Source organism: Kineosporia succinea (assembly GCF_030811555.1).
GTDB lineage: Bacteria > Actinomycetota > Actinomycetes > Actinomycetales > Kineosporiaceae > Kineosporia > Kineosporia succinea.
Map to the genome: position 1 here is coordinate 3703909 of NZ_JAUSQZ010000001.1, position 24479 is coordinate 3728387.

Sequence of the window (24479 nt, forward strand, 5' to 3'; positions counted from 1 at the left end):
ACATGGCTGACGTCTGTACCCATCTCGACACGATCCACGACGTGACCCCCAGCGCGGAGGGCTGCGAGGACTGCCTCAAGACCGGTGGTACCTGGGTGCACCTGCGCCTGTGCCGCGAGTGCGGGCACATGGGCTGTTGCGACTCCTCGCCGTCCAAGCACGCCACGGCGCACTTCCACGCGACCGAGCACCCGATCGTGCAGTCCGCCGAGCCCGGTGAGGACTGGCTGTGGTGCTTCCCCGACCAGGTGGCCTTCGAGCTCGGATGAAGCCACCGTTCGACCTGGGGGAGGCGGCCGGGCGGATCCGCGCGGGGGAGAGGGCCTGGATCGCCCGGGCCATCACCCTGGTCGAGTCGAGCCGCCCCGACCACCGCCGGGCGGCCCAGTCGCTGCTGGCCGACCTGGCCTCCGGCTCCTCGGGGCTGCCCCTGACCACGCGGGTGGGCATCAGCGGGGTGCCGGGGGCGGGCAAGTCCACGTTCATCGACGCGCTCGGCGGGCGGCTGATCGACGAGGGGCACGCGGTGGCGGTGCTGGCGGTCGACCCGTCGTCGTCGCGCACGGGCGGCAGCATCCTCGGCGACAAGACCCGGATGACGCGTCTGGCCGCCGACCCGAAGGCGTTCGTGCGGCCGTCACCGAGTGCGGGGACGCTGGGCGGCGTGGCCCGCGCGACCCGTGAGGCCATGGTGGTGCTGGAGGCCGCGGGGTACGACGTAGTGATCGTGGAGACCGTGGGGGTGGGGCAGTCCGAGGTCGCCGTGGCCGACATGGTGGACACCTTCCTGCTGCTCACGCTGGCCCGCGCGGGAGATCAGCTGCAGGGCATCAAGAAGGGCGTGCTCGAGCTCGCCGACGTGATCGCGGTGAACAAGGCCGACGGCTCGCACGCGGCCGAGGCCTGGCGGACGGCGCGGGAACTCGGCGGTGCGCTGCGGCTGCTGGGCTCCGCCGACGACGTGCCGGTGCTGACCTGCTCGGCCCTGGAGGGTTCCGGGCTGGACGAGGTGTGGGCCCAGGTGGTGCGGCACCGTTCGGCGTCCGACCTGGTGGACCGGCGGCGGCGGCAGCTGATCGGGTGGACCTGGGCGATGGTGCGCGACACGCTGCTCGACGAACTGCGCGAGTCGCCGGCCGTGCGGGCGGTCACGCCGTCGCTCGAGGCGCGGGTGCTGTCCGGTGAGCTCACGCCGGGGGCGGCGGCCGAGCAGATTCTGGGAGCGCTTCGAGGGGCTTGAGGACGCTCCGGTCGGCTCGGGCGCTCGGGTCACCGGGATCGTGTTCCGGGTCGGGCGCCCGATGCGTCAGGTACGGCGGGCGAGAGTTCACCGATCGGCCGGCCGCGACCCACCGGGACTTCCCCGTGCCCCGGCGACCACCACGTCCACCAGCAGAGGGTTGCTCTCAAGCTGGTCACAGCCGGTACCTGTGAGAATGCGGGTATGAGTTCCGAGCACGGCTGGCGGTTCGACGCCGCCGCGGCCCCGCACCGGCTGCTGCCGTCCGTGCGGGCCCGGTCCACGGTGTCGGCGGTCGTGGTGCTGGCGCTCGCGCTGACCCTGGCCGGCGGCCTGATCTTCTACGTGCTGCAGCGCAGCCTGATCGGGGGCCTCAACCGGGCCGCCGACGTGCGCGTCAACGAGGTCGCGGGGCAGCTCGAGCTGCTCGGCGAGGGCGAGCTCGACGACTACCTGAAGAAGCGGCAGAGCCAGCGCGACGGCCAGTGGGTGCAGGTGCTCAAGGGCGACGCGGTGGTCTCCAGCTCGACCTACGACACCCGGCAGGGCCCGATCACCGGCATCCGCCCGGCCGACGGCGAGACCGTGCGCGAAGAGGCCGGGCCGCTCAAGATTCTCGACACCAACCGGCCGTTCCTCGTGGTCACCCGGGGCATCGAGTACAACGGCGAGACCGACACGATCATCGTGGCCACGTTCCTGTCCGGCCAGCGTGACACCGTGATGAAGATGCTCGGGGTGCTCGGGGTCTCGTTCCCGCTGCTCCTGGCGGGGCTGGGCGGGCTGGTCTGGGTGATGATGGGCCGCGCCCTGCGCCCGGTCGAGCAGATCCGCTCCCGGGTCGCCGCCATCGACGAGCGCGAACTGGCCGAACGGGTGCCGATCCCGCCGACCCGCGACGAGGTGGCGGCGCTCGCGGTCACCATGAACGAGATGCTCGACCGGTTGCAGACGGCCCAGCAGGCCCAGCGCCAGTTCGTCTCGGACGCCAGCCACGAGCTGCGCAGCCCGCTGGCCACGCTCTCGGCCACGCTCGACGTGGTCGACTCCGACGTCACCGGCCGGGCCTGGGCCGAGCTGCGTCCCGTGCTGCGCACCGAGACCGAGCGGATGGGCGTGCTGGTGCAGAACCTGCTGCTGCTCGCCCGCGCCGACGACCAGGGCCTGAAGATCGTGTCGGTCGAGGTGGACCTCGACGACCTGGTGATGGAGGAGGCCCGGCGGCTGCGCACGTCGTCGTCGCTGGACGTGCCGCTGTCGGTGGTGCCGGTGCGCATCCTGGGCGACCCGTACAAGCTCGGCCAGGTGCTGCGGAACCTCGTCGACAACGCCGCCCGCTACGCGCAGGGCACGGTCGCGCTGTCGATGGCGGTGTCCGGTTCGACGGCCCTGGTGATGGTGGACGACGACGGGCCGGGTATCGCCCCGAACGACCGCGACCGGGTCTTCGAGCGTTTCGTGCGGCTGGACGAGAGCCGCGACCGGGCCAGCGGGGGTGCGGGCCTGGGGCTGCCGATCGTGCGGGAGGTGGTGCGCGGGCACGGCGGGGAGGTGGCGCTGGGCGCTTCGCCCTACGGGGGCGCACGTTTCCAGGTGCAGCTGCCGATCACGATCGAGCTGGGGCCGCTGCCCGGCGACACCGGGGAGATCCCGGTCCAGCCGATCGAGGCGCCCTAGCCGCCCGTCGTCGAGAGCCGGTAGCCCATGCCGCGCACGGTCTCGATGGCCTTGCGGTCGAACGGGGCGTCGATCTTGCGGCGCAGGTAGCGCACGTAGACCTCGACCACGTTCGGGTCACCGTCGAAGGCCGGGTCCCAGACGCCCTCCAGGATCTCGCTCTTCGTCACGACGTCACCCTTGTGCCGCATGAGGAACTCGAGCAGGCCGTACTCGCGTGGGGTCAGGCTGATCTCCTGGCCGGCCCGCTCGACGCGACGCCGCACCGGGTCGAGGGTGAGATCGCCGCAGGCCAGCACCACGGGGCGCTCCGGGGCGCCGCGGCGGATCAGGGCCCGCAGCCGCGCCACCAGCACGATGAAACTGAAAGGTTTTGTGAGGTAGTCGTCGGCGCCCAGGTCGAATGCGTCGGTCTGGTCGTAATCGCCATCCTTTGCGGTGAGCATCAGCACCGGCGTCCAGATCTCCCGCCGGCGCAGCTCGGTGAGCACCTGATACCCGTTGCCCCGCGGCAGCATGATGTCCAGAACGATGGCGTCGAAACGCTTTTCGGTGGCGGCCCAGAGGGCGTCCTGGCCGTTGTGGGCCATCTCGACGACGAAACCCTCGTCGGTGAGCCCCCGACGGATCGTCTCAGCCAGTGGACGCTCGTCGTCGACGATCAGTACCCGCACGGTCCTCCTCGGTCAGACCTGCCAAGATACTTGCCAGGACGGCGCTCGGCCGGGTGAACTCAGCAGGTTCTCAGGCCACATGGTGGCCCGTCATTCTCACATGTCGAGACAAATCACACGAGTCAGGGAGTCACGGTGGAGCCGCTGAAGGTTGCGCTGCTGGGTAGCGGGTCGGTGGGAACACAGGTGGCCCGCCTCCTGACGACGCATGCGCAGGAGCTGGCCCAGCGGGTCGGCGCGCCCCTGGAGCTGGTCGGGATCGCCGTGCGGCGTCTGGACGTCGACCGGGGCCCGGGCATCGACCCGGCGCTGCTCACGACCGACGCGTCCGAGCTGGTCAAGCGGGCCGATCTGGTGGTCGAGCTGATCGGCGGGATCGAGCCCGCGCGCACGCTCATCCTGGACGCGCTGGCCGCCGGTGCCTCGGTGGTCACGGGCAACAAGGCGCTGCTGGCCGAGCACGGCCCGGAGCTCTACGAAGCCGCCGACCGGGGTGGCGTCGAGCTCTACTACGAGGCCGCGGTGGCCGGGGCGATCCCGCTGCTGCGCCCGATCCGCGAGTCGCTGGCCGGTGACCGGGTGCGCCGCGTGCTGGGCATCGTCAACGGCACCACGAACTTCGTGCTCGACAAGATGGACACGGCCGGCCTCGACCTCGCCGAGGCGGTGTCGCAGGCCCAGGAGCTGGGTTACGCCGAGGCCGACCCGACCGCTGACGTCGAGGGCTTCGACGCCGCCGCCAAGGCCGCGATCCTGGCCTCGCTGGCGTTCCACACCCGGGTGCACGCCGACGACGTGCACCGCGAGGGCATCACCACGGTGACGGCCGGCGACGTGGCCTCGGCCAAGGCGATCGGCGCCGTGGTCAAGCTGCTCGCGATCTGCGAGCGCACGGTGGCCGCCGACGGTTCCGAGGGCGTCTCGGTGCGCGTGCACCCGGCGATGGTCCCGGTCGCGCACCCGCTGGCCAACGTGCGGGGGGCGTTCAACGCCGTCTTCGTCGAGGCCGAGGCCGCGGGGGAGCTGATGTTCTACGGCCAGGGCGCCGGGGGCCTGCCCACCGCGAGCGCCGTTCTGGGAGACCTGGTCTCGGCCGCCCGCAACCGGGTCGGCGGCAGCCGGGGCCCGGGGGAGTCGACCTACGCGCAGCTGCCCCTGCGGCCGATGGGCGAGGTGGTCACCCGCTACCACATCAGCCTCGAGGTGGCCGACCGTCCCGGCGTTCTCGCCACGGTCGCCAAAGTCATTGCCGAGCACGGCGTCTCGATCGAGACGGTGCGGCAGCAGCAGTCCCCGGCGGCGGCTCCCGACGCCACGGACGACGACCGCGCGTCGCTGGTGGTGGTCACCCACTCCGCGACCGACGCGGCACTGGAAGCAACCGTCTCGGCGCTGGCCGGGCTGGAGAGCGTGACGGCCGTCGTGGGCGTCATGCGGGTCGAGGGTGAGGACTGATGGCACATCTGTGGCGCGGAGTCGTCGACGAGTACCGGGACCGGCTCCCGATTCTGGGTGACGCCCCGGCGGTGACGCTGGGCGAGGGCGGCACACCGCTGGTGCGGGCGCACAAGCTCTCCGAGCACACCGGCTGCGAGGTCTGGCTGAAGTGCGAGGGCGTCAACCCGACCGGCTCGTTCAAGGACCGCGGGATGACGGCCGCGATGACGGCCGCCGCCGCGAGCGGCGCCAAGGTCGTCATCTGCGCCTCCACCGGCAACACCTCGGCGAGCGCGGCGGCCTACGCCACGGCCGCCGGGATGACCTGTGCGGTGCTGGTTCCGGACGGCAAGATCGCGATGGGCAAGCTGGCCCAGGCGATCGCCCACGGCGCGCAGCTGCTGCAGGTCGACGGCAACTTCGACGACTGCCTCACGGTGGCCCGCAAGCTCGCCGACGCCTACCCGGTCGAGCTGGTGAACTCGGTCAACCCGGCCCGCATCGAGGGCCAGAAGACGGCCGCGTTCGAGATCGTCGACGTGCTCGGCGACGCGCCCGACATCCACTGCCTGCCGGTCGGCAACGCGGGCAACATCACCGCGTACTGGCGCGGCTATCAGGAGTACGCGACCGACGGCCGCCTGCCGGCCAAGGCGTCGAAAACCCCGAAGATGTGGGGCTTCCAGGCCGCCGGCGCCGCGCCGATCGTGCTCGGCCACCCGGTCGACCACCCCGAGACGGTCGCCACCGCGATCCGCATCGGCAACCCGGCCTCCTGGCAGCAGGCGATCGAGGCCCGCGACTCCTCGGGCGGGCGCATCGACGCCGTCGACGACCCGGCCATCCTCGCCGCACACCGCTGGCTCTCCTCGAAGGAGGGCGTCTTCGTGGAGCCCGGTTCGGCCGCGTCGGTCGCCGGCCTGCTCCAGACCCACGCCGCCGGTGAGCTCGAGCCGGGCCAGCGCGTGGTCTGCACGGTCACCGGCCACGGGCTGAAAGACCCGCAGTGGGCGCTGAAGACCGCCGACGGCGGCGACGTGCAGCCGACCCGCATCCAGGTCGACACGGTCAGCATCGCGAACGCGATCGGTCTGGCCTGATGTCCGTGACCGCCGCCGTGGGGCTGGTGACGACACGCCGCGCCACCGTGCGGGTGCCCGCCACCAGCGCCAACCTGGGCCCGGGCTTCGACAGCCTGGGCCTGGCGCTCGACGTCCACGACGTGGTGTCCCTCGGCCTGGCGCCGTCCGGGCTCGAGGTCACGGTCGAGGGGCAGGGGGCCGGCGGGGTCCCGCTCACCGAGGACCACCTGGTCGTCCGCGCGATCCGCGCCGGGTTCGACCACGTCGGGGTGGCGCAGCCGGGTATCCGCCTGCACTGCGCCAACTCGATCCCGCACGGCCGCGGCCTGGGCTCGTCCTCGGCCGCGGTGGTGGCCGGCCTGATCGCCGCGCGCGGCGTGCTGGCCGAGCCGGAGGCGCTCGACGACCCCACCGTGCTGGCGCTCGCCACCTCGCTCGAGGGGCACCCCGACAACGCTGCCGCAACGCTTCTGGGCGGCTGCACGATCTCCTGGCTGACGGCGGCCGGGGTGCCGCGCGCGGAGCGGGTCGACGTGCGGTCCGACCTCGGCGCGGTGGTCTGCGTGCCGTCCGGCGAACTGTCCACCAGCACGGCGCGGGCCATGCTGCCGGCGCTGGTGCCCCACCCGGACGCCTCGTTCAACGCCGGGCGTGCCGCACTCCTGGTGCACGCCCTCACCCGCCGCCCCGACCTGCTGCTCGAGGCCACGGAAGACCGCCTGCACCAGGCCCAGCGGGCGCCCGCGATGCCGGACACCGCCGAGCTGGTGCGCCGGGTGCGGGAGTTGGGCGCGGCCGCGGTGGTCTCGGGGGCCGGGCCGACCGTGCTCGTGCTCGGTTCGCGCACCGGGGCGATCGACGCGGTGAACGCCGCTCTGGCCGGCACCGCCGCGAACCGCTGGACGGTCATGACCCCGGGAATCGACACGGTGGGCTCGCTTCTGGCTACAGAAGGTGAATGAGCCGTCCGAGTATGCAGCGGGAAGCTCCGGTGCAATGATGTGCGGGCCGGTGAGTGACCGATCGAACATCGCTCCGGCGTGAGATCGGTTGCTTGGCCTGATTCGAGTTCTTCGTTCTAGGCCGCACCGGTGTTACAGTACGTGTGCAGCCGATGGATGCCGTTCCGTCAGGCACACGTGCTGTACTCCGCCGCTCATTCCAGGTTTCCGCGCTCCTGCGTGGTCGTCCGTGGTCGTCGCGGCGTACCACCACCCGGACTCTCCGGGTGTAACACCCGCTGGTCGTGACTCAAGTCGCGGCCGAGGAGGGGGAAGACCTTTCGTGACAGATACCACCGAGATGTCGGCCGCCGTCGACCTCTCCACGCTCCGCCTGCCGCAGCTCCAGGCGGTGGCCTCGCAACTGGGCATCAACGGCACGGCCCGGATGCGTAAGGCGGAGCTGCTCGAGGCGATCCGCAGCCATCAGGGCTCCGGCGCCGTGGCGGCCCCGGCCGCCACCCGCTCCCGTCGCGCGGCGTCCGCTCCCGCCGGCGCCCCGGCCCGCACGCGTCGTACCTCCGCCCGCAGCGTCGCCGCGGCCGAGGAGACCGAGGCCGCCGCGCCCGCGCAGGAAGCGCTGATCGAGGCCCCGGCCGGCAAGAACGGAACCACCGGCCGCCGTGGCCGGGCCGCCGCCGCGGTCGCCGCCCCGGTCGAGGCCGAGCCGGCCCCGGTCGAGGTGCCCGCCGAGCCGGTGGCCGCCGACGCCGAGCCGGCGGCAGAGCGCCCCACCCGGGGTCGTGGCCGCAACAGCAACCGCGCCGAGCGTTCCGAAACCCGTTCGGACAACCGGGCCGAGGGGGGCCGGGCCGAAGGGGGCCGCACCGAGCGCGAGGGCAGCCGTCCCGAGCGTGACGGTCAGCGGGACAGTCAGGGCCGCAACAACTCCCAGCGTCGCAACGCCGCCGCCCCGGTGAACAACCCGCCCGCCGACGACGACGATGACGACCTCGACGGCCGGGGCCGTCGCCGGGGCCGTCGCTTCCGTGACCGCAAGCGCGGTCGGGGTCGCGAGGGCGAGCCCGGTGGCATCGACGAGGTCGAGGTCAACGAAGACGACGTGGTCGTCCCGGTGGCCGGCATCCTCGACGTGCTCGACTCGTACGCGTTCCTGCGCACCTCCGGCTACCTGCCCGGCCCGAACGACGTCTACGTCTCGCTCGGCCAGGTCAAGAAGTACGGTCTGCGCAAGGGCGACGCCGTCACCGGCGCCGTGCGTCAGCCGCGCGAGGGTGAGCAGGCCAACCAGCGCCAGAAGTTCAACGCGCTGGTGCGTCTCGACACCGTCAACGGCAGCGCCCCCGAAGAGGCGCGCAACCGGCCGGAGTTCGGCAAGCTCACGCCGCTCTACCCGCAGGAGCGCCTGCGGCTGGAGACCGAGTCGAACATCATCTCCACCCGCATCATCGACCTGGTGGCGCCGATCGGTAAGGGCCAGCGCGGCCTGATCGTCTCCCCGCCGAAGGCCGGAAAGACCCTGGTGCTGCAGGCGATCGCCAACGCGATCACCCGCAACAACCCCGAGTGCCACCTCATGGTCGTGCTGGTCGACGAGCGGCCCGAAGAGGTCACCGACATGCAGCGCACGGTCAAGGGTGAGGTCATCGCCTCCACCTTCGACCGTCCGGCCGACGACCACACGGCCGTCGCCGAGCTGTCGATCGAGCGCGCCAAGCGTTTGGTCGAGCTGGGGCACGACGTGGTCGTGCTGCTCGACTCGATCACCCGTCTGGGCCGCGCCTACAACCTGGCCGCACCGGCCAGCGGGCGCATCCTCTCCGGTGGTGTCGACTCCAGCGCGCTCTACCCGCCGAAGCGGTTCTTCGGCGCGGCGCGCAACATCGAGCACGGTGGCTCGCTCACGATCCTCGCCACCGCGCTGGTCGAGACCGGCTCAAAGATGGACGAAGTGATCTTCGAGGAGTTCAAGGGCACCGGCAACATGGAGGTGAAGCTGTCGCGCCAGCTGGCCGACAAGCGGATCTTCCCGGCGGTCGACGTCAACGCCTCCAGCACGCGTCGTGAAGAGATCCTGATGGGCAAGGACGAGCTCGGTGTGATCTACCGGTTGCGCCGCGTGCTCGGTGCTCTCGAGCCCCAGCAGGCCATCGAGCTCCTGCTCGACCGCACCAAGAAGAGCTCCAGCAACGCGGAGTTCCTCATGCAGGTGCAGAAGACCTCGCCCAGCGGCGAATAGTTGCCTCACCCGTTCGCCCCGGGGAATGCCCCCGGGGCGAACGTGGTTATGGCTCGCGTCCGCCGATCTGGCAGACTGACTCAAGCTCCGGTTCACGAGCGGTGCACCCGTGCCGCACGACCCGGCGCGACAACTGAGGAGAATCATGAAGGCCGGCATTCACCCGCAGTACGTGACCACCACGGTCAAGTGCGCCTGCGGCGAGACTTTCGAGACCCGCAGCACCGCCACGAGCGGCGCCATCTCCACCGAGACGTGCTCCGCCTGCCACCCGTTCTACACGGGCAAGCAGCGCATCCTGGACACCGGTGGCCGGGTGGCGCGCTTCCAGGCCCGCTACGGCAAGAAGACCGAAAGCAAGTAGCAACCCCGACGCCGGTCGTGGCCCTCACCGAGGGCGGCGGCCGGTGTCGTCGTTTGTCGGCAGGGCATCAGGCATCAAGGGTGGACGCGTCGGCCGCCGGACGGGCGACGGTCACCGTCTGGTCGTGAACCCTCGCGAGACCGACCTGCCTCATCCGCCCCGGTGCCCCGGGGCGTCCCCCATCGGGTTTTGAACTCCAGAAGAAGGCGACGATGACCCAGCTCACCCCCGACGAGTCCGCGCAGGCCGCCGTCGAGCCGCTGCTCGGCGAGTACGAGGAGCTGGAACGGCAGCTCGCCGACCCCTCGATCCACGCCGACGCGGGTCTGGCCCGCAAACTCGGCCGCCGCTACGCCGAGCTGGGCGCCGTGCACGCCGGTCACGAGGAATGGCGCGCCGCGCTCGACGACCTGGAGGCCGCCCGCGAGCTGGCCGCCGAGGACTCGTCCTTCGCCGAGGAGCTGCCCGCACTCGAGGCCGCGCTGACCGAGGCCCGGGAGAAGCTGCACCGTCTGCTGATCCCGCGCGACCCGGACGACGCGCGCGACGTGATCCTGGAGATCAAGGCCGGTGAGGGCGGCGAGGAGTCGGCCCTGTTCGCCGGCGACCTGCTGCGCATGTACCTGCGCTACGCCGAGCGCAACGGCTGGCGCACCGAGGTCATCGACTCCACCGAGAGCGATCTCGGTGGCTACAAGGACATCTCGGTCGCCGTGAAGTACCGGGGCAACCCGGGCCCGGGCGAGGGCGTGTTCGCGAAACTCAAGTACGAGGGCGGGGTTCACCGCGTGCAGCGCGTGCCCGTGACCGAGTCGCAGGGGCGCATCCACACCTCGGCCGCCGGCGTGCTGGCGCTCCCCGAGCCCGACGAGGCCGTCGAGATCGAGATCGACCCGAACGACCTGCGCATCGACGTCTACCGCTCGTCCGGTCCCGGTGGCCAGAGCGTCAACACCACCGACTCGGCCGTGCGCATCACCCATGTGCCCACCGGCGTGGTCGCGTCCTGCCAGAACGAGAAGTCGCAGCTGCAGAACAAGGAATCGGCCCTGCGCATCCTGCGCGCCCGGCTGCACGCGATCCAGGTCGAGGCCGCCGCCGCCGAGGCCTCGCAGGCCCGGCGCTCGCAGGTGCGCACCGTCGACCGCTCCGAGCGGATCCGCACCTACAACTTCCCGGAGAACCGGATCGCCGACCACCGCACCGGTTTCAAGGCCTACAACCTCGATCAGGTGCTCGACGGCGACCTCGGCCCGGTGATCCAGTCCTGCCTGGACGCCGACGAGAGTGCCCAGCTCGCCGCGCTGCAGTCGGTGCGCTGATCGTGCCCGAGCTGAAAGACGTGATGGCCGGGGCGGTCCGGATCCTCGCCGATGCCGGGGTGCCCTCGCCCTCGGCCGACGCGAACATCCTGCTGGCGCACGTGCTCGGGGTCGAGCGGCGTGAGCTGTCCCGCCGGGTGATCCTCGGCTACCGCCTTACCGACGACGAGACCTCCCGGGTGGCAACCCTTCTCGAGCGCCGCGCGGAACGGGTTCCGTTGCAGCACCTGACCGGGCGCACCGGGTTCCGGCGGCTCGAGATCCTGGTCGGGCCGGGCGTCTTCGTGCCCCGGGTCGAGACGGAGTGGGTGGCGGGGCTGGCCGTCGAGGAGGCCGCACGGCTTTCGCAGCCGTTGGTGGTCGACCTGTGCACCGGGTCGGGCGCCATCGCCCTGGCGGTGGCCGACGAGGTGCCCGAGGCTCGCGTGGTGGCGGTCGAGCTCGATCCGCCGGCGGTGGAGTGGGCCCGGCGCAATGTCGAGGCGCTGGGCTCCCGGGTGGACCTGCGGCCCGGTGACGCGGTGCGCGCCGACGAGCACCTGCTCGCCGACCTGGTGGGGATGGTGGACGTGGTGGTCGCCAACCCGCCCTACATCCCGCCGGACGCCGAGCCGACCGAGCCCGAGGTGCGTGACCACGACCCAGTGCTGGCGTTGTACGGGGGAGGGGACGACGGTCTGGCGATCCCGCGGGGCGTGGTCGCGACCGCGGCCCGGCTGCTCAAGCCGGGTGGGCTGCTGGTGATGGAGCACGCCGACGTGCAGGGTGAGGGTGGCCGTCTGCTGGCCACCGCGCCGGACTGGGTGGACGTGGGCACGCACCGCGACCTGGCCGGGCGGGACCGGGCCCTGGTGGCGCGGCGCGCGGGCTGAGCAGCGCTGTGCCCCGGCCGGAGCCGGGGCACAGCCGGATCTCAGCGGATCTTGTACCACTTGCTCTCGCGGTACGAGAGGTTGTTCTTCAGGATCTCCCGCACGTCGGCGTGGGCCTTGGACCCCGAGGTGAAGCTGAAATCCGTGTGGGAGCCCTTGCCCCCGGTCGCCTTCACGACCTTGGCCGCGGCCTTGTCCGAGAAGCGGATCCGCAGCTGGGCCTGGTGCTTGTCGGCCTTGGTGTCGTAGAGCGTCCCGCTGACGTGGAGCTTGCCGCCGGCGACCCACCACTTGCCGCTGGCCTGGACGCCCGACAGGCCCTGGCTCTTCCAGGTGTGCTTCTTCATGGCCGCGGGCCGGACCTCGGCGGCGTGCGCCGAGACCGGGGCGACGAGCACGGCCGAGGCGGCCAGGGCGACAGCGGCGATGATCTTCTTCATGCGTCTCTCCAGGGATGTGAGATGCCTTCGGAGCCCTCACCGGCGTCCCCCGCCGGCGGTGCTCCCCGTGTGCGGTGTGGACCGAAAAGCACACCCGAGGCGGCTTTTCGATTTCCCCCTCGCCGCGCATCAAGTAACGCATGGGTCACAAATCGGATCAACGTGAGGTAGTTAACCAATCACGCTGAGCACGCGAACCGCCGGGGGTGCACTGGACGCCAAGCACGGGCGTGTCATAGCGCGAGCGCGTGCGTGCGGAGCGTGCCGAACCGGGTTCGATACACCTGCCCGGCGTCGGGAAGGCCACCCGGAATGCACGGTCCGGGCCCGGGTAGTGCCACACTCGGGGTGTGAGTGTGCGTTTCGACTGCGCCCAGGAGGTCCAGCGTTCGCGCGGCATCACCAAGGCCGCCGACGTGGTGGCCGAAGGTGATCTCGTCGTTCTGCCGACCGACACCGTCTACGGAATCGGCTGCGACGCCTTCGATGCGGAGGCGGTGTCCGCGCTGCTCGCCGCCAAGGGCCGGGGCCGCGCCATGCCCCCGCCCGTGCTGGTGCCGCACGTGCGCACCCTCGACGGCATCGCGGCGGGCATCACCCCCGACATCCGCGCGCTGGCCGAGGCGTTCTGGCCCGGTGCGCTGACGATCATCACCCGGGCCCAGCCCACCCTGCGCTGGGACCTCGGCGAGACCAACGGCACCGTGGCGCTGCGGATGCCGCTGCACCCGGTGGCGCTGGAGCTGCTCGAGCGCACCGGGCCGATGGCCGTCTCCAGCGCCAATCTCACCGGGCACGCCGCGGCGCTGACCTGTGCGCAGGCGCAGGAGATGCTCGGTGACTCGGTGGCCGTCTACCTCGACGGCGGCGACGCCGAGCTGGGCGTCGCCTCCACCATCGTCGACTGCACCTCCACCCCGCCGCGGGTGGTGCGCCAGGGGGCGGTCACGCTCGAAGACCTGCGCTCGGTGGTGCCCTCCCTGCTCGGCCTCGGCGAGGAACCCGGTCGGGAACCCGGCGAGCAGCGGGCTGTGCCGGGCGCGTCGGAAGCATCGGAGAGCGCCGGGTGAGGGGTTACCTCTTCGTCTTCCTCATCGCCGCGACGGTCACCTACCTGACCACCCCGGCGGTGCGGCGGATCGCCCGGCGGATCGGGGCCGTCACCGCTCTGCGTGAGCGAGACGTGCACACGGTGCCGATCCCGCGGCTGGGTGGCGCGGCCATCTACGCGGGCATCGCGATCGCCATGCTGACCGCGTCCCGGGTGCCGTTCTTCGAAGGGGTGTTCACCGGCCGCACCGCCTACGTGGTGCTGCTGTCGGCCGGTGCGGTCTGTCTGCTCGGGGTCTTCGACGACCTCTGGGAGCTGGACGCCCTCACCAAGGCGGCCGGGCAGATGCTCGCCGCCGGGATCATGGCCTGGCAGGGCATCCAGCTGCTGTTCCTGCCGATCTTCGGCACCTTCATCCCGTCCCGGATGCTGCTGATCGCGGTCACCGTGGTCGCGATCCTGGTGACGATCAACGCGGTGAACTTCGTGGACGGGCTCGACGGCCTGGCCGCCGGGATGACGGCGATCGCGGGGGCCGCCTTCTTCGTCTACTCCTACCTGCTGGCCCGGGACTCCTCGCCCAACGACTACGCGTCGCTGGCCTCGGTGCTCACGGCGGCCCTGGTCGGCGCCTGCGTCGGGTTCCTGCCGCACAACTTCAACCCGGCCCGGATCTTCATGGGCGACAGCGGTTCCATGCTGCTCGGGCTGCTGATGGCCACGTCCACGGTCGCGATCACCGGCACGGTCGAGCCCTCGACCCTGGCCGAGATCGGCATCCTGCCCGCGTTCATGCCGCTGGTGCTGCCGCTGGCCGTGCTCGCCCTGCCGATCCTCGACCTGACGCTGGCCATCCTGCGCCGCACCCGGGCCGGCAAGATGCCCTGGCAGCCCGACAAGCTGCACCTGCACCACCGCATGCTGAGCCTGGGCCACAGCCACGCCGGGGCTGTCCTGATCCTCTACTTCTGGACGGCCACGGTCGGTTTCGGCGTCATCCTGTTCGCCTTCGTCTCACCCCGCCGGGCGATCCTGATCGGGGGAGCGGCCGTGCTGCTGGCCCTGATCCTGACCGTCGGGCGCAGGAACTGGGGGCAGATGGCGGCCAGTGCCGTGCCCGGTGCCGGTCCCCGCAGCGCCACCGTGGTGATCCCGGCCGACCCGTCGCTGCCCCGCGCCGCGGCCGATCCGGATCTCAGTACATCTCCGGCCGGAATCACGAAACCAAGCGCACGCCAAGTTCGTTCAACAGAGAATGGCCAGGATGAGGGCCAGGACCAGGCCCCCGACGAGCGAGGCACGCACCGTAGCGGGGCCGGCGTGAACTCCGGAATGAACGGATCGTGAACATGTCCGACCTGCGCCCCGGCGACAAGAAGGTCGCCCGGCAGGCCGAGCCGGTCACCGCCCTGTGGCTTGCAGCACTTCTTCCCTCCCTTGTGCTGGGGGGTCTGACCTCTGGTGTCGCCTTCGTGGTCGGCCGTGACCAAGGGCTTTCGGCCCTGCTCGGTCTGGGGCTCGCCCTGGTGGCCCTGACGCTCACGTCGATGCTGCACTTCCAGATCCGGATGACCGACCCGACCCTGGGCACGTTCTTCGCGCTGACTACATATGGCCTGGTCATCGGCCTGATGTGGGGCATTTACCTGGCTCTGGACGATGTGGCCTGGGTGAGCGGCCCGGGTGTCGCCTTCGGTCTGCTGGCCGGAACGCTGGGCTGGGCCGGAGGTCTTATGCGCGGAGCGCTCAAGCTTCGCGAGCCGCTGTACGACGAGAAACGCACAAGCGATTAACCCGATCGGGTGTGTGCCGGATTACCCCCACCAGAGGGTCAAGCGACCCTTGTAGGGGGGTGCCGACAGAACCGCCCTACATGACTGATAGTGTCAAGCCAGATGGATGACGAGTCGACCCTGCTGAGGGCACCCGCCATAACTGCGGTGTGCCCGATCGAGGGCCTCGCCGGCTACGAGCTGTAACGCCCGAGCCCGTCCTCCCCCTGAACTTGTTCCACAACGAGTACCACCCCTGACTGTGACCCTGCCGCCAGCGCCCTCCGCGTGAGCCAGTTGGCTGCACCCCGCAACGAAGCACTGAGTCTTGGAGGAGCGACCGTGATTCAACTGGCCGCAGGCGGCGGCGAGACCTACGAGGCTCCAGGCACCTACGAGTTCTGGCAGCCGCTGATCGGGGACGGCGCCTTTGCCCTCACCCGCTCGATGGTGGTCTTCGCCGTTGTCGCCGTGATGATCTCGGTCGTGCTGCTGCGCATCACGTCGAACCTCAGGGTGGTGCCGGGCAAGGCGCAGTTCCTCGTCGAGGGCACCTACGGGATGGTGCGCAACGGCCTGGCCCGCGACATCATCGGCGCGGAGAAGTTCAAGCCGTTCCTGCCGCTGCTCTTCGCGCTGTTCACCGTGGTCCTGGTGAACAACCTGCTGGGTGTCTTCCCGCTCATCACCTTCCCGACCTTCAGCCGTATCGGTTACGCGATCGTGCTGACGGCCGTCGTCTACGTCACCTACCACGGTGTGTGGATCAAGAAGATGGGTGTCGTCGGCTGGCTGAAGAGCTTCGTGCCGAGCGGCCTTCCGGCCTGGATCGTGCCGTTCATGTGGCTCCTCGAGTTCATGACCTACGTGATCACCCGGCCGCTGACGCTCGCGCTGCGACTCTTCGGCAACATGTTCGCCGGTCACTTCATGCTGCTGATCTTCACCTTCGGCGGCGAGTACCTCCTCTTCCACGGTTCCGGCTTCCTGCCCGCCGCCGGCGCCCTGGCCTACGCCTTCACCCTCGTCATGTACGCCTTCGAGGTTGTCGTCCAGTTCCTCCAGGCGTACGTCTTCGTGCTCCTGACCTGCGTTTACATCGCCGGTGCCGTCGCCGACGAGCACTGATCTTCCGCCGGTGCCCGTCGTCGACGCGCACTGACAACTGCCTGAGCCTCCCTCAGGCACAACCCCGAAAGGCAGGAAACTGCAATGGTCGAAGGCAACATCGCATTCCTCGGCTACGGCATCGCCGCGATCGGCCCGGGTATCGGTATCGGCCTGATCTTCGCCGCGTACATCAACGGTGTGGCTCGCCAGCCGGAGTCGCGCAGCGTCCTCCAGACCATCGCCTTCACCGGCTTCGCCCTCACCGAGGCGCTCGCCATCCTGGGTCTGGTCTTCGCGTTCCTCTTCAAGTGATCCACCCCCTTACTCAGGTCTGACCGGGAAGGAGGGTGACCATGAATTCGCTTGTTCTCATTGCTGCTGAGACCGAGACGCACGACCAGGCGACCGGTTGGGGTACCAAGCTGCCGCTGGTTCCGCACCCGTCGGAAGTTGTCGTCAGTCTTGTCTTCTTCCTCATCGTCCTCTGGGTGATGAAGAAGTACGTGGTTCCGCGTCTCGAGGCGGTCTACGCCGAGCGCACCGCCGAGATCGAGGGCGGGATCGAGAAGGCGGCCAAGGCTCAGGCCGAGGCCGCTGCCGCCCTGGACGAGTACCAGGCCCAGCTGGCCGAGGCTCGCGCCGAGGCCGGCCGGATCCGCGAGGAGGCTCGCGCCCAGGGCGCCGAGATCGTCGCGGAACTGCGCGAGCAGGCCCAGGCCGAAGCGGCCCGGATCGTCTCGTCCGCCCAGCAGCAGGTTGCTGCCGAGCGGCAGCAGGCGGTCGTGCAGCTGCGGTCGGACGTCGGCGCCCTGGCGACCGACCTGGCGTCCCGGATCGTCGGCGAGTCCCTCCAGGACTCCGCCCGTCAGTCCCGCGTCATCGACCGCTTCCTCGACGAGCTGGAAGCGGCCGACGCCGCGCCCAGCACGGGCCGGGTCTCCTGATGGCGGCGCAGGTGCGGATGCAAGGCCCGAGCCGGGTGGCGCTCGCCGCCGGTCAGGACCGGCTGGAGCTGCTCGTGAGCTCCGCCGGCACCGACGCGGCCCGGCTGGCGCAGGACCTGTTCGGGGTCACGAACCTGGTGGCCTCCAACGCCGCCCTGCGCCGGGCCCTGACCGAGTCGTCCCGGCCCGCCGAGACCCGCGCCGCCCTGGTGGCGCGGCTGCTCGAGGGCAAGGTCTCCGCCTCGGCGCTGGACCTGGTCTCCGGACTGGTCCGGGCGCAGTGGTCGGACTCCTCGGACCTCACCGAGGCACTGGAGGGTCTGGCGGTCTCCGCCGAGCTCTCCGGGGCCGAGAAGGCCGGGCGTCTCGACCGGGTGGAGGACGAGCTCTTCCGCTTCAGCCGCACGGTGGCCGGTGACGTGACGCTGCGCGACGCGTTCGCCGTCCGTACCCCGGGCGTGGAGCGCAAGCGCCAGCTGGTCGCCACCCTGCTCTCCGGCAAGGTGGCGCCCGAGACGCTGAGCCTGGCCTCGCAGGCCGCGACTGCCCCCCGGGGACGCCGCGTCGAGCAGGTCCTGGAGAAGTTCCTCGAGGCCGCCGCCGCCCGACGCCGCCAGCTGGTGGCCGAGATCGTGGCTGCCTCACCGCTCACCGAGGGGCAGCGGTCCCGGCTCGGCACCACGCTGAGCCGGCTCTACGGTCGCGACATCCGCCTCAACGTGGACATCGACCCCGAGGTGCTCGGCGGGCTGCGGATCATCGTGGCCGGCGAGCTGATCGACAGCACGGTCCTGAGCCGGCTGAACACGGCGAAGCGCACCATCGCAGGCTGACCGCGGCCGGCCGCGCCTCCTCCGGACGGTGCGGCCGCCGCGGCGCGCGATGATGGACGCCAAGAAGAATTAAGCAAGTAAGCAACAAGGATGACGACCCACGGCCCGGCTCACGCCGGACAACGACGAGAGAGCAGGGGATCCAGATGGCGGAGCTGACGATCCGTCCGGACGAGATCCGGGACGCGCTGGACGCCTTCGTGCAGTCTTACGACCCGAGCACGGCCACGCGGGAAGAAGTAGGCATCATCTCCGAGGCGGCCGACGGCATCGCCCGGGTCGAGGGCCTGCCCAGCGTGATGGCCAACGAGCTGCTGAAGTTCGAGGACGGCACGCTCGGCCTCGCGCAGAACCTGGACGTCAACGAGATCGGCGTCGTCGTTCTCGGTGAGTTCAGTGGCCTCGAAGAGGGCCAGGAAGTCAAGCGGACCGGCGAGGTGCTCTCCGTGCCCGTCGGTGACGCCTTCCTCGGCCGCGTGGTGGACCCGCTGGGTGCGCCGATCGACGGTCTCGGCGAGATCGTGGCCGAGAGCCGCCGCGCCCTGGAGCTCCAGGCTCCGGGCGTCATGCAGCGCAAGTCGGTGCACGAGCCGATGCAGACCGGGATCAAGGCGATCGACTCGCTGACCCCGATCGGCCGCGGCCAGCGCCAGCTGATCATCGGCGACCGCAAGACCGGCAAGACCACGATCGCGATCGACACGATCATCAATCAGAAGCGCAACTGGGAGTCCGGCGACCCGGACAAGCAGGTTCGCTGCATCTACGTCGCGATCGGCCAGAAGGGTTCGACCATCGCGTCGATCCGCGGCTCGCTCGAAGAGGCCGGCGCGCTGGAGTACACGACCATCGTCGCCGCCCCGGCGTCCGACCCGGCCGGCTTCAAGTACCTCGCGCCCTACACCGGTTCGGCCATCGGCCAGCACTGGATGTACGCCGGCAAGCACGTGCTCATCGTCTTCGACGACCTGAGCAAGCAGGCCGAGGCCTACCGCGCCGTGTCGCTGCTGCTGCGCCGCCCGCCGGGCCGCGAGGCCTACCCGGGTGACGTCTTCTACCTGCACTCCCGCCTGCTGGAGCGTTGCGCGAAGCTGTCCGACGAGCTGGGCCACGGCTCGATGACCGGTCTGCCGATCGTCGAGACGAAGGCCAACGACGTGTCGGCCTACATCCCGACCAACGTCATCTCGATCACCGACGGCCAGCTGTTCCTGCAGTCGGACCTGTTCAACGCCAACCAGCGTCCGGCCGTCGACGTCGGTATCTCCGTCTCCCGCGTCGGTGGCTCCGCCATGACGAAGGCGATGAAGAAGGTCACGGGTTCGCTGAAGGTCGAGCTGGCGCAGTACCGCGCCCTCGAGGCCTTCGCGCTCTTCGCCTCCGACCTGGACGCCGCCTCCAAGCAGCAGCTGGCCCGTGGTCAGCGTCTGATGGAGCTGTTCAAGCAGCCGCAGTACTCGCCCTACGCGACCGAGGAGCAGGTCGTCTCGATCTGGCTCGGCACCACCGGTGCCCTCGACTCGGTCGAGGTCGGCGACGTGCGCCGCTTCGAGCAGGAGTTCATCGACCACCTGCGCCGGAACACCGACGTGCTCACCACGATCGGCGAGACGCTGCAGTTCAACGACGACACGAACGCCAGCCTGGAGAAGGAGGTCGAGTCCTTCAAGCAGTTCTTCCAGGCCGGCTCCGACGAGGGCATCGTGGCGGGCTCCGAGGAGTACGAGGCGACTGACGCCGAGGACATCTCGCAGGAGCAGATCGTCCGGCAGCAGCGCTGACGCAGCGGCGCGGATCTAAGGAGAGCTAAGCGATATGGCAGGCCAGCAGAGGGTCTACCGGGCCCGCATCCGGTCTACCGCGTCCCTGGAGAAGATCTTCCGGGCGATGGAACTCATCGCCTCGTCGCGGATCTCCAAGGCGCGGCAGGCCGTGGCTTCGTCGACGCCGTACGCCCGCGCCATCAGCCGGGCGGTCTCGGCGGTCGCGACCTACTCCGACGTGGATCACATCCTCACGACGGAGAAGGAAAGCGTCCGCCGGGCAGCGGTTCTGGTCGTCACGGCCGACCGCGGCATGGCGGGGGCCTACTCCTCGAACGCGCTGAAGGCGAGCGAGCAGCTTCGCGAGCGGCTGGAGGGGGAGGGCAAGCAGGTCGCCACCTACGTCACCGGACGTAAGGGCGTCGGCTTCCTCCGCTTCCGCAAGCGCGACATCGCCGCGGAGTGGACCGGTTTCTCGGACTCCCCGAAGTACGAGGACGCCCGCACGATCGGCGACACGCTGGTCGAGGCGTTCCTCGCGGACTACGAGGACGGCGGGGTCGACGAGATCCACATCGTCTACACCCGGTTCGTCAGCATGGTGACGCAGCAGCCGGAGATCGTCCGGCTGCTGCCGCTCGAGGTCGTCGAGGGCACCGAGCCCCCGGCCCCCGACGAGCTGCTGCCGCTCTACGCGTTCGAGCCGAACCCGGCGGAGGTGCTCGACGCGCTGCTGCCGAAGTACGTGAACAGCCGGATCTACAACGCACTGCTGCAGGCGTCGGCCTCCGAGCTGGCCTCCCGTCAGCGTGCGATGAAGTCCGCCTCGGACAACGCCAAGGAACTGATCCGGACCTACACGCGACTGGCCAACCAGGCGCGCCAGGCCGAGATCACCCAGGAGATCAGCGAGATCGTCGGCGGCGCCGACGCACTTGCCGGCTGACCCAGCTGCTGATCCCCGAGCCCGAGCCACGAGACATGACAGAGAGAAGAGCGAAATGACCGCCACCGTCACCGAAACGGGTGCGACCAGCGGCCAGGCCGGCGTCGGCCGGGTGGCCCGGGTCATCGGCCCCGTCGTCGACATCGAGTTCCCGCAGGGCCAGCTGCCCGGCATGTACAACGCTCTGTACATCGACTACACGCTGAACGGGGAGGACATCCGGCTCTGGCTGGAGGTCGCCCAGTTCATCGGCGACAACCTGGTCCGCGCCATCGCGCTGAAGCCGACCGACGGCCTGGTCCGTGGCATGTCGGTCTCCGACAGCGGCAACCCGATCAGCGTCCCGGTCGGTGACGTCACCAAGGGTCGCGTGTTCAACGCGATCGGCGACGTGCTCAACCTCGCCGAGGGCGAGACGTTTGAGGTCACCGAGCGCTGGCCGATCCACCGCAAGGCCCCGGCCTTCGACCAGCTCGAGTCCAAGACCGAGATGTTCCAGACCGGCATCAAGGTCATCGACCTGCTCACCCCGTACGTGCAGGGTGGAAAGATCGGCCTGTTCGGTGGTGCCGGTGTCGGCAAGACCGTGCTGATCCAGGAGATGATCGCCCGGGTCGCCCGCGACCACGGTGGTGTCTCCGTGTTCGCCGGTGTCGGCGAGCGCACCCGTGAGGGCAACGACCTCATCGTCGAGATGGAAGAGGCGGGCGTTCTCCCGAACACCGCGCTCGTCTTCGGTCAGATGGACGAGCCGCCGGGCACGCGTCTTCGCGTGGCCCTCTCGGCCCTCACGATGGCGGAGTACTTCCGCGACGTGCAGAGCCAGGACGTGCTGCTCTTCATCGACAACATCTTCCGGTTCACGCAGGCCGGTTCCGAGGTCTCCACGCTGCTCGGCCGTATGCCGTCCGCCGTGGGTTACCAGCCGAACCTGGCCGACGAGATGGGCCTCCTCCAGGAGCGCATCACCTCGACGCGTGGTCACTCGATCACCTCGATGCAGGCGATCTACGTGCCGGCCGACGACTACACCGACCCGGCCCCGGCCACCACGTTCGCGCACCTGGACGCGACCACCGAGCTCTCCCGCGAGATCGCGTCGATGGGTATCTACCCCGCCGTGGACCCGCTGACCTCGACGTCGCGCATCCTCGACCCGCGGTACATCGGTGAGGCCCACTACAACACCGCGGTGCGCGTCAAGCAGATCCTCCAGCGCAACAAGGAGCTGCAGGACATCATCGCGATCCTGGGTATCGACGAGCTGTCCGAAGAAGACAAGATCGTCGTGAACCGGGCCCGCCGGATCCAGCGGTTCCTGTCGCAGAACACCTACGTGGCCAAGCAGTTCACCGGCATCGAGGGTTCGACGGTCCCGATCGACGAGACGGTCGACGCCTTCACCCGGATCTGCGACGGCGAGTTCGACCACGTCGCCGAGCAGGCGTTCTTCATGTGCGGTGGCCTCGACGACGTCGAGCGCAAGTGGGCCGAGATCCAGAAGAAGACCGGCGCCTGATCCTCCGCGTACTGCCGGGGGCCGGTCTTCACCGACCGGTCCCCGCACCACGGCTCCCCGCGAGCCGATACTGTGTCGACAACTCGTCGGCCGCGTCCCATCGGTGACGAGATCGAGAACACGGAGGAACCGGCATGTCGCTCCAGGTAGAACTGGTGAGTGCCGAGGCGAAGGTCTGGACGGGCACTGCCCGCATGGTGATCGCCAGGACGATCGAGGGTGAGATCGGTGTGCTCAGTGGGCACGAGCCGACGCTCGCACTGCTCGCCCCGGGCAAGATCACGATCCGCGGCGAAGACGGTTCCACGGTCGAGGCTCAGGTCGAGGACGGTGGGTTCCTCTCCATCGACCACGACCGGGTGACCGTGGTGGCCGACACCGCGGCCCTCGTCGGCTCGGCCTGAGTCCGGGCCCGGCCGGAGTTGGGTGAACTGGTAGCTCCGCTCGAGATCCTCGGCGGGCTCCTCGTCCTCTTCGGCCTGGTCCTGGCACTGTTCATCCTGCGCCGTTACCTGCTGGCCCGTAACGGCGCCACGTTCGACTGCTCGCTGAAACGCGAGCACCCCCGCCGCGCGAGCGCCTGGATCCTGGGCGTCGCGCGGTACAGCGAAGACCGGCTCGAATGGTTTCGGATCTTCACTCTGAGCCCGCGACCCAGCCAGGTCTTCGTTCGCTCCCAGATGCTGCTCCTGGAATGGATTCAGCCGAGCGAGCAGGAGATCCACTCGATCCTGCCGGGCGCGGTGATCGTGCGATGCAGTTATGGCGACGAGATTCTCGAGATGGCCATGACAAGGTCGGACTACATCGGATTCGCCACCTGGCTGGAAGCGACGCCTCCCGGCATGCAGCCGTTCAGCGCCTGATCTTCACACCGACTGTTCGTGCTTCGCCCTCGTCGTAAGCCTTTTCGAGCCGAAGAGCTCGCTTCAGCCGTGCAGCCCCTTCGGGTTGCGCGGCCTTCTTGTTTCAGCAAGGCCTGACGTGTTTCGGCCAAGCCTGCGAGCCTGGCCGCCCACGCACGTGACCCACCTGATCCGGCGTGGACGGCCCGGCCACCATCTGTTCTGACGCGCAGGAATCGAACAGCCGCCTCACCCGGACGGGGACCCAGGTGTTCCCTCGCGGCGGCCGGCCGCTCTGTGCGTCTGGCTCGAGGTGCGGGCTTCGCCGTCGCGGCTTCGAAGGCGTCGCCCTTGCCTCGCTCTTAGTGATACCCAGCCCACGAGTGTTGAAACCCGTTCCGCCCCATTTCTTCCGGCGATCACGGTGGTTTCACCCTCAAGCATTCGGCGGATCCGCGACCCGGGCGGAAAAGCGCAGGCGAGGGACCGCTCAGCGATATGAGACGACCACGTCACCCGATCCGGTGTCGGCCTCGATCGGGTTGCCGGAGCCCTTCGCGCCCACGGTGGGAACGTCGATGCGACGGTCGCCACTGCCGGTCGTGCCGCTCACGTCGTAGCGGGTGCCGTCGTTCGGCACGGTCAGCTGCACGTTGCCCGCCCCGGTCTTCGCGCTCACCGAGGTGGGCGCGGTGGAGAAGCCGACACGTACGTCACCGCTGCCGGTGCGGGTCACGAGGCGCACGGCGTCACCGATGAAGTCGGCTCTCACGTCGCCCGAACCGGTGCGCATCTCGTTGACCACCGACCGCATCGAGGACGCGCGAACGTCGCCACTGCCGCTGGTGGCCAGGATGTCGCCCGTCAGCCCGGTGAGATCGATGTCGCCGGACCCGGCCCGGGCCTTCACGTCCGCGGTCAGGCCGCGCACCTCCTGGTCGCCGGAGCCGGTGTGCAGGTCCACGGGGACGTTCTCGGGCACGGTGATCGTCAGGCTGACCGAGCAGCTGTCGATCGGCCAGCCGCCCCGGCAGTCGGCGGTCACGGCGAGCCTGCCGTCGTCGACCGTGTGGTTCCAGACCGCGTCGCGGATCGCCGACCGGGCCTTGACCTCGACCCGCACCGGAGTGCCCTCGGCCACGGCGCGCACCCGCACGTCACCGGAGCCGACATCGACCGAGAGGGTCGTGACCGGGTCGGAGACGGTGAACGTCTCCTCGTGCACGCGGGTCGCGAACTGGGTCACGACCGTCATCACGCCGAGTCCGAGCACCCCGAGGCCGAGCACGACGCCGGCGATGCGCACCGGGCCGAGCAACGGGCTGGGACGCCGGGGTGGCGTGGTGGTGGGGCCGCCGGGTTCGTGGGTGGTCGTCGTCGACATGGG

Annotated in this window: 25 protein-coding genes; 22 read left to right on the top strand and 3 right to left on the bottom strand. The window is 70.1% G+C overall.

All coding sequences use genetic code 11. The annotated features are described in order from the left end of the window. Nucleotides 1–2 precede the first annotated feature (2 nt). The 3 genes from J2S57_RS16295 (at nucleotide 3) to J2S57_RS16305 (ending at nucleotide 2917) form a co-directional block, all read left to right on the top strand. A complete protein-coding gene (locus J2S57_RS16295; RefSeq protein WP_307243605.1) occupies nucleotides 3–269 on the top strand; it encodes a UBP-type zinc finger domain-containing protein in 267 nt (88 codons plus the stop codon). Then, a complete protein-coding gene (gene meaB, locus J2S57_RS16300) occupies nucleotides 266–1240 on the top strand; it encodes a methylmalonyl Co-A mutase-associated GTPase MeaB (RefSeq protein ID WP_307243608.1) in 975 nt (324 codons plus the stop codon). Before J2S57_RS16295 ends, meaB begins: the two co-directional genes overlap by 4 nt. A gap of 204 nt (nucleotides 1241–1444) precedes the next feature. Next, nucleotides 1445–2917 (top strand): sensor histidine kinase, encoded by a 1473-nt coding sequence (locus tag J2S57_RS16305; RefSeq protein ID WP_307243609.1) that lies wholly within the window; start codon nucleotides 1445–1447, stop codon nucleotides 2915–2917. Here J2S57_RS16305 and J2S57_RS16310 read toward each other — a convergent pair. After that, a complete protein-coding gene (locus tag J2S57_RS16310; protein ID WP_307243611.1) occupies nucleotides 2914–3591 on the bottom strand; it encodes a response regulator transcription factor in 678 nt (225 codons plus the stop codon). The two genes, J2S57_RS16305 and J2S57_RS16310, sit on opposite strands and share 4 nt — an antisense overlap. Before the next feature lie 135 nt (nucleotides 3592–3726). Between J2S57_RS16310 and J2S57_RS16315 the strand changes: the two genes are divergently transcribed. The 7 genes from J2S57_RS16315 (at nucleotide 3727) to prmC (ending at nucleotide 11869) form a co-directional block, all read left to right on the top strand. After that, nucleotides 3727–5046, top strand: a complete 1320-nt coding sequence (locus tag J2S57_RS16315) for a homoserine dehydrogenase (protein ID WP_307243613.1) — start codon at nucleotides 3727–3729, stop codon at nucleotides 5044–5046. Next, nucleotides 5046–6128: a threonine synthase gene (gene thrC / locus J2S57_RS16320; RefSeq protein ID WP_307243615.1), complete on the top strand. Its 1083-nt coding sequence runs from the start codon at nucleotides 5046–5048 to the stop codon at nucleotides 6126–6128. Before J2S57_RS16315 ends, thrC begins: the two co-directional genes overlap by 1 nt. A gap of 5 nt (nucleotides 6129–6133) precedes the next feature. Next, nucleotides 6134–7072 (top strand): homoserine kinase, encoded by a 939-nt coding sequence (thrB, locus tag J2S57_RS16325; RefSeq protein WP_307243618.1) that lies wholly within the window; start codon nucleotides 6134–6136, stop codon nucleotides 7070–7072. Nucleotides 7073–7412: 340 nt separating this feature from the next. Continuing rightward, nucleotides 7413–9311, top strand: coding sequence for a transcription termination factor Rho (gene rho, locus J2S57_RS16330; RefSeq protein ID WP_370882662.1), 1899 nt, complete (start codon nucleotides 7413–7415; stop codon nucleotides 9309–9311). Nucleotides 9312–9456: 145 nt separating this feature from the next. After that, a complete protein-coding gene (gene rpmE / locus J2S57_RS16335; protein WP_307243623.1) occupies nucleotides 9457–9675 on the top strand; it encodes a 50S ribosomal protein L31 in 219 nt (72 codons plus the stop codon). A 212-nt stretch (nucleotides 9676–9887) separates the two neighbouring features. Continuing rightward, nucleotides 9888–10997: a peptide chain release factor 1 gene (gene prfA, locus J2S57_RS16340; protein ID WP_307243625.1), complete on the top strand. Its 1110-nt coding sequence runs from the start codon at nucleotides 9888–9890 to the stop codon at nucleotides 10995–10997. Between the two features lie 2 nt (nucleotides 10998–10999). Further along, on the top strand, nucleotides 11000–11869 hold the full coding sequence (prmC, locus tag J2S57_RS16345) for a peptide chain release factor N(5)-glutamine methyltransferase (RefSeq protein WP_307243627.1): 870 nt from the start codon (nucleotides 11000–11002) through the stop codon (nucleotides 11867–11869). A gap of 41 nt (nucleotides 11870–11910) precedes the next feature. Here prmC and J2S57_RS16350 read toward each other — a convergent pair whose 3' ends face one another. Next, nucleotides 11911–12309 (bottom strand): hypothetical protein, encoded by a 399-nt coding sequence (locus tag J2S57_RS16350; RefSeq protein ID WP_307243629.1) that lies wholly within the window; start codon nucleotides 12307–12309, stop codon nucleotides 11911–11913. Nucleotides 12310–12659: 350 nt separating this feature from the next. On the opposite strand from J2S57_RS16350, the gene J2S57_RS16355 reads away from it, so the two are divergent. The 12 genes from J2S57_RS16355 (at nucleotide 12660) to J2S57_RS16410 (ending at nucleotide 23113) form a co-directional block, all read left to right on the top strand. Beyond that, on the top strand, nucleotides 12660–13379 hold the full coding sequence (locus J2S57_RS16355; RefSeq protein ID WP_307243631.1) for an L-threonylcarbamoyladenylate synthase: 720 nt from the start codon (nucleotides 12660–12662) through the stop codon (nucleotides 13377–13379). After that, nucleotides 13376–14707 (top strand): glycosyltransferase family 4 protein, encoded by a 1332-nt coding sequence (locus tag J2S57_RS16360; protein WP_307243633.1) that lies wholly within the window; start codon nucleotides 13376–13378, stop codon nucleotides 14705–14707. Before J2S57_RS16355 ends, J2S57_RS16360 begins: the two co-directional genes overlap by 4 nt. After that, nucleotides 14704–15153 carry a hypothetical protein gene (locus J2S57_RS16365; RefSeq protein ID WP_307243635.1) on the top strand — a complete coding sequence of 150 codons (450 nt, stop codon included), beginning with the start codon at nucleotides 14704–14706 and terminating at the stop codon, nucleotides 15151–15153. The genes J2S57_RS16360 and J2S57_RS16365 overlap by 4 nt, the downstream gene beginning before the upstream one ends. A gap of 321 nt (nucleotides 15154–15474) precedes the next feature. Next, the gene (gene atpB, locus J2S57_RS16370) at nucleotides 15475–16260 is read left to right on the top strand and encodes a F0F1 ATP synthase subunit A (RefSeq protein ID WP_307243637.1); all 786 of its coding nucleotides are present in this window, start codon (nucleotides 15475–15477) and stop codon (nucleotides 16258–16260) included. 84 nt (nucleotides 16261–16344) lie between these two features. Beyond that, on the top strand, nucleotides 16345–16554 hold the full coding sequence (gene atpE, locus J2S57_RS16375) for an ATP synthase F0 subunit C (RefSeq protein ID WP_307243639.1): 210 nt from the start codon (nucleotides 16345–16347) through the stop codon (nucleotides 16552–16554). A gap of 41 nt (nucleotides 16555–16595) precedes the next feature. Next, nucleotides 16596–17186 carry a F0F1 ATP synthase subunit B gene (locus J2S57_RS16380; protein WP_307243642.1) on the top strand — a complete coding sequence of 197 codons (591 nt, stop codon included), beginning with the start codon at nucleotides 16596–16598 and terminating at the stop codon, nucleotides 17184–17186. A 17-nt stretch (nucleotides 17187–17203) separates the two neighbouring features. Then, a complete protein-coding gene (locus J2S57_RS16385) occupies nucleotides 17204–18019 on the top strand; it encodes a F0F1 ATP synthase subunit delta (protein WP_307243644.1) in 816 nt (271 codons plus the stop codon). A 146-nt stretch (nucleotides 18020–18165) separates the two neighbouring features. Further along, nucleotides 18166–19800: a F0F1 ATP synthase subunit alpha gene (atpA, locus tag J2S57_RS16390; RefSeq protein ID WP_307243646.1), complete on the top strand. Its 1635-nt coding sequence runs from the start codon at nucleotides 18166–18168 to the stop codon at nucleotides 19798–19800. Between the two features lie 34 nt (nucleotides 19801–19834). Continuing rightward, on the top strand, nucleotides 19835–20728 hold the full coding sequence (locus J2S57_RS16395; RefSeq protein ID WP_307243648.1) for a F0F1 ATP synthase subunit gamma: 894 nt from the start codon (nucleotides 19835–19837) through the stop codon (nucleotides 20726–20728). Between the two features lie 55 nt (nucleotides 20729–20783). Further along, the gene (atpD, locus tag J2S57_RS16400) at nucleotides 20784–22247 is read left to right on the top strand and encodes a F0F1 ATP synthase subunit beta (protein ID WP_307243651.1); all 1464 of its coding nucleotides are present in this window, start codon (nucleotides 20784–20786) and stop codon (nucleotides 22245–22247) included. A gap of 134 nt (nucleotides 22248–22381) precedes the next feature. Further along, entirely contained in the window at nucleotides 22382–22651 is a 270-nt protein-coding gene (locus tag J2S57_RS16405; RefSeq protein ID WP_307243654.1) for a F0F1 ATP synthase subunit epsilon, read from the top strand. Nucleotides 22652–22669: 18 nt separating this feature from the next. Beyond that, nucleotides 22670–23113 carry a DUF2550 domain-containing protein gene (locus J2S57_RS16410; RefSeq protein ID WP_307243656.1) on the top strand — a complete coding sequence of 148 codons (444 nt, stop codon included), beginning with the start codon at nucleotides 22670–22672 and terminating at the stop codon, nucleotides 23111–23113. Nucleotides 23114–23582: 469 nt separating this feature from the next. On the opposite strand, the gene J2S57_RS16415 is transcribed toward J2S57_RS16410, so the two are convergent. After that, a complete protein-coding gene (locus J2S57_RS16415; RefSeq protein WP_307243659.1) occupies nucleotides 23583–24476 on the bottom strand; it encodes a DUF4097 family beta strand repeat-containing protein in 894 nt (297 codons plus the stop codon). Between the last annotated feature and the right edge of the window lie 3 nt (nucleotides 24477–24479).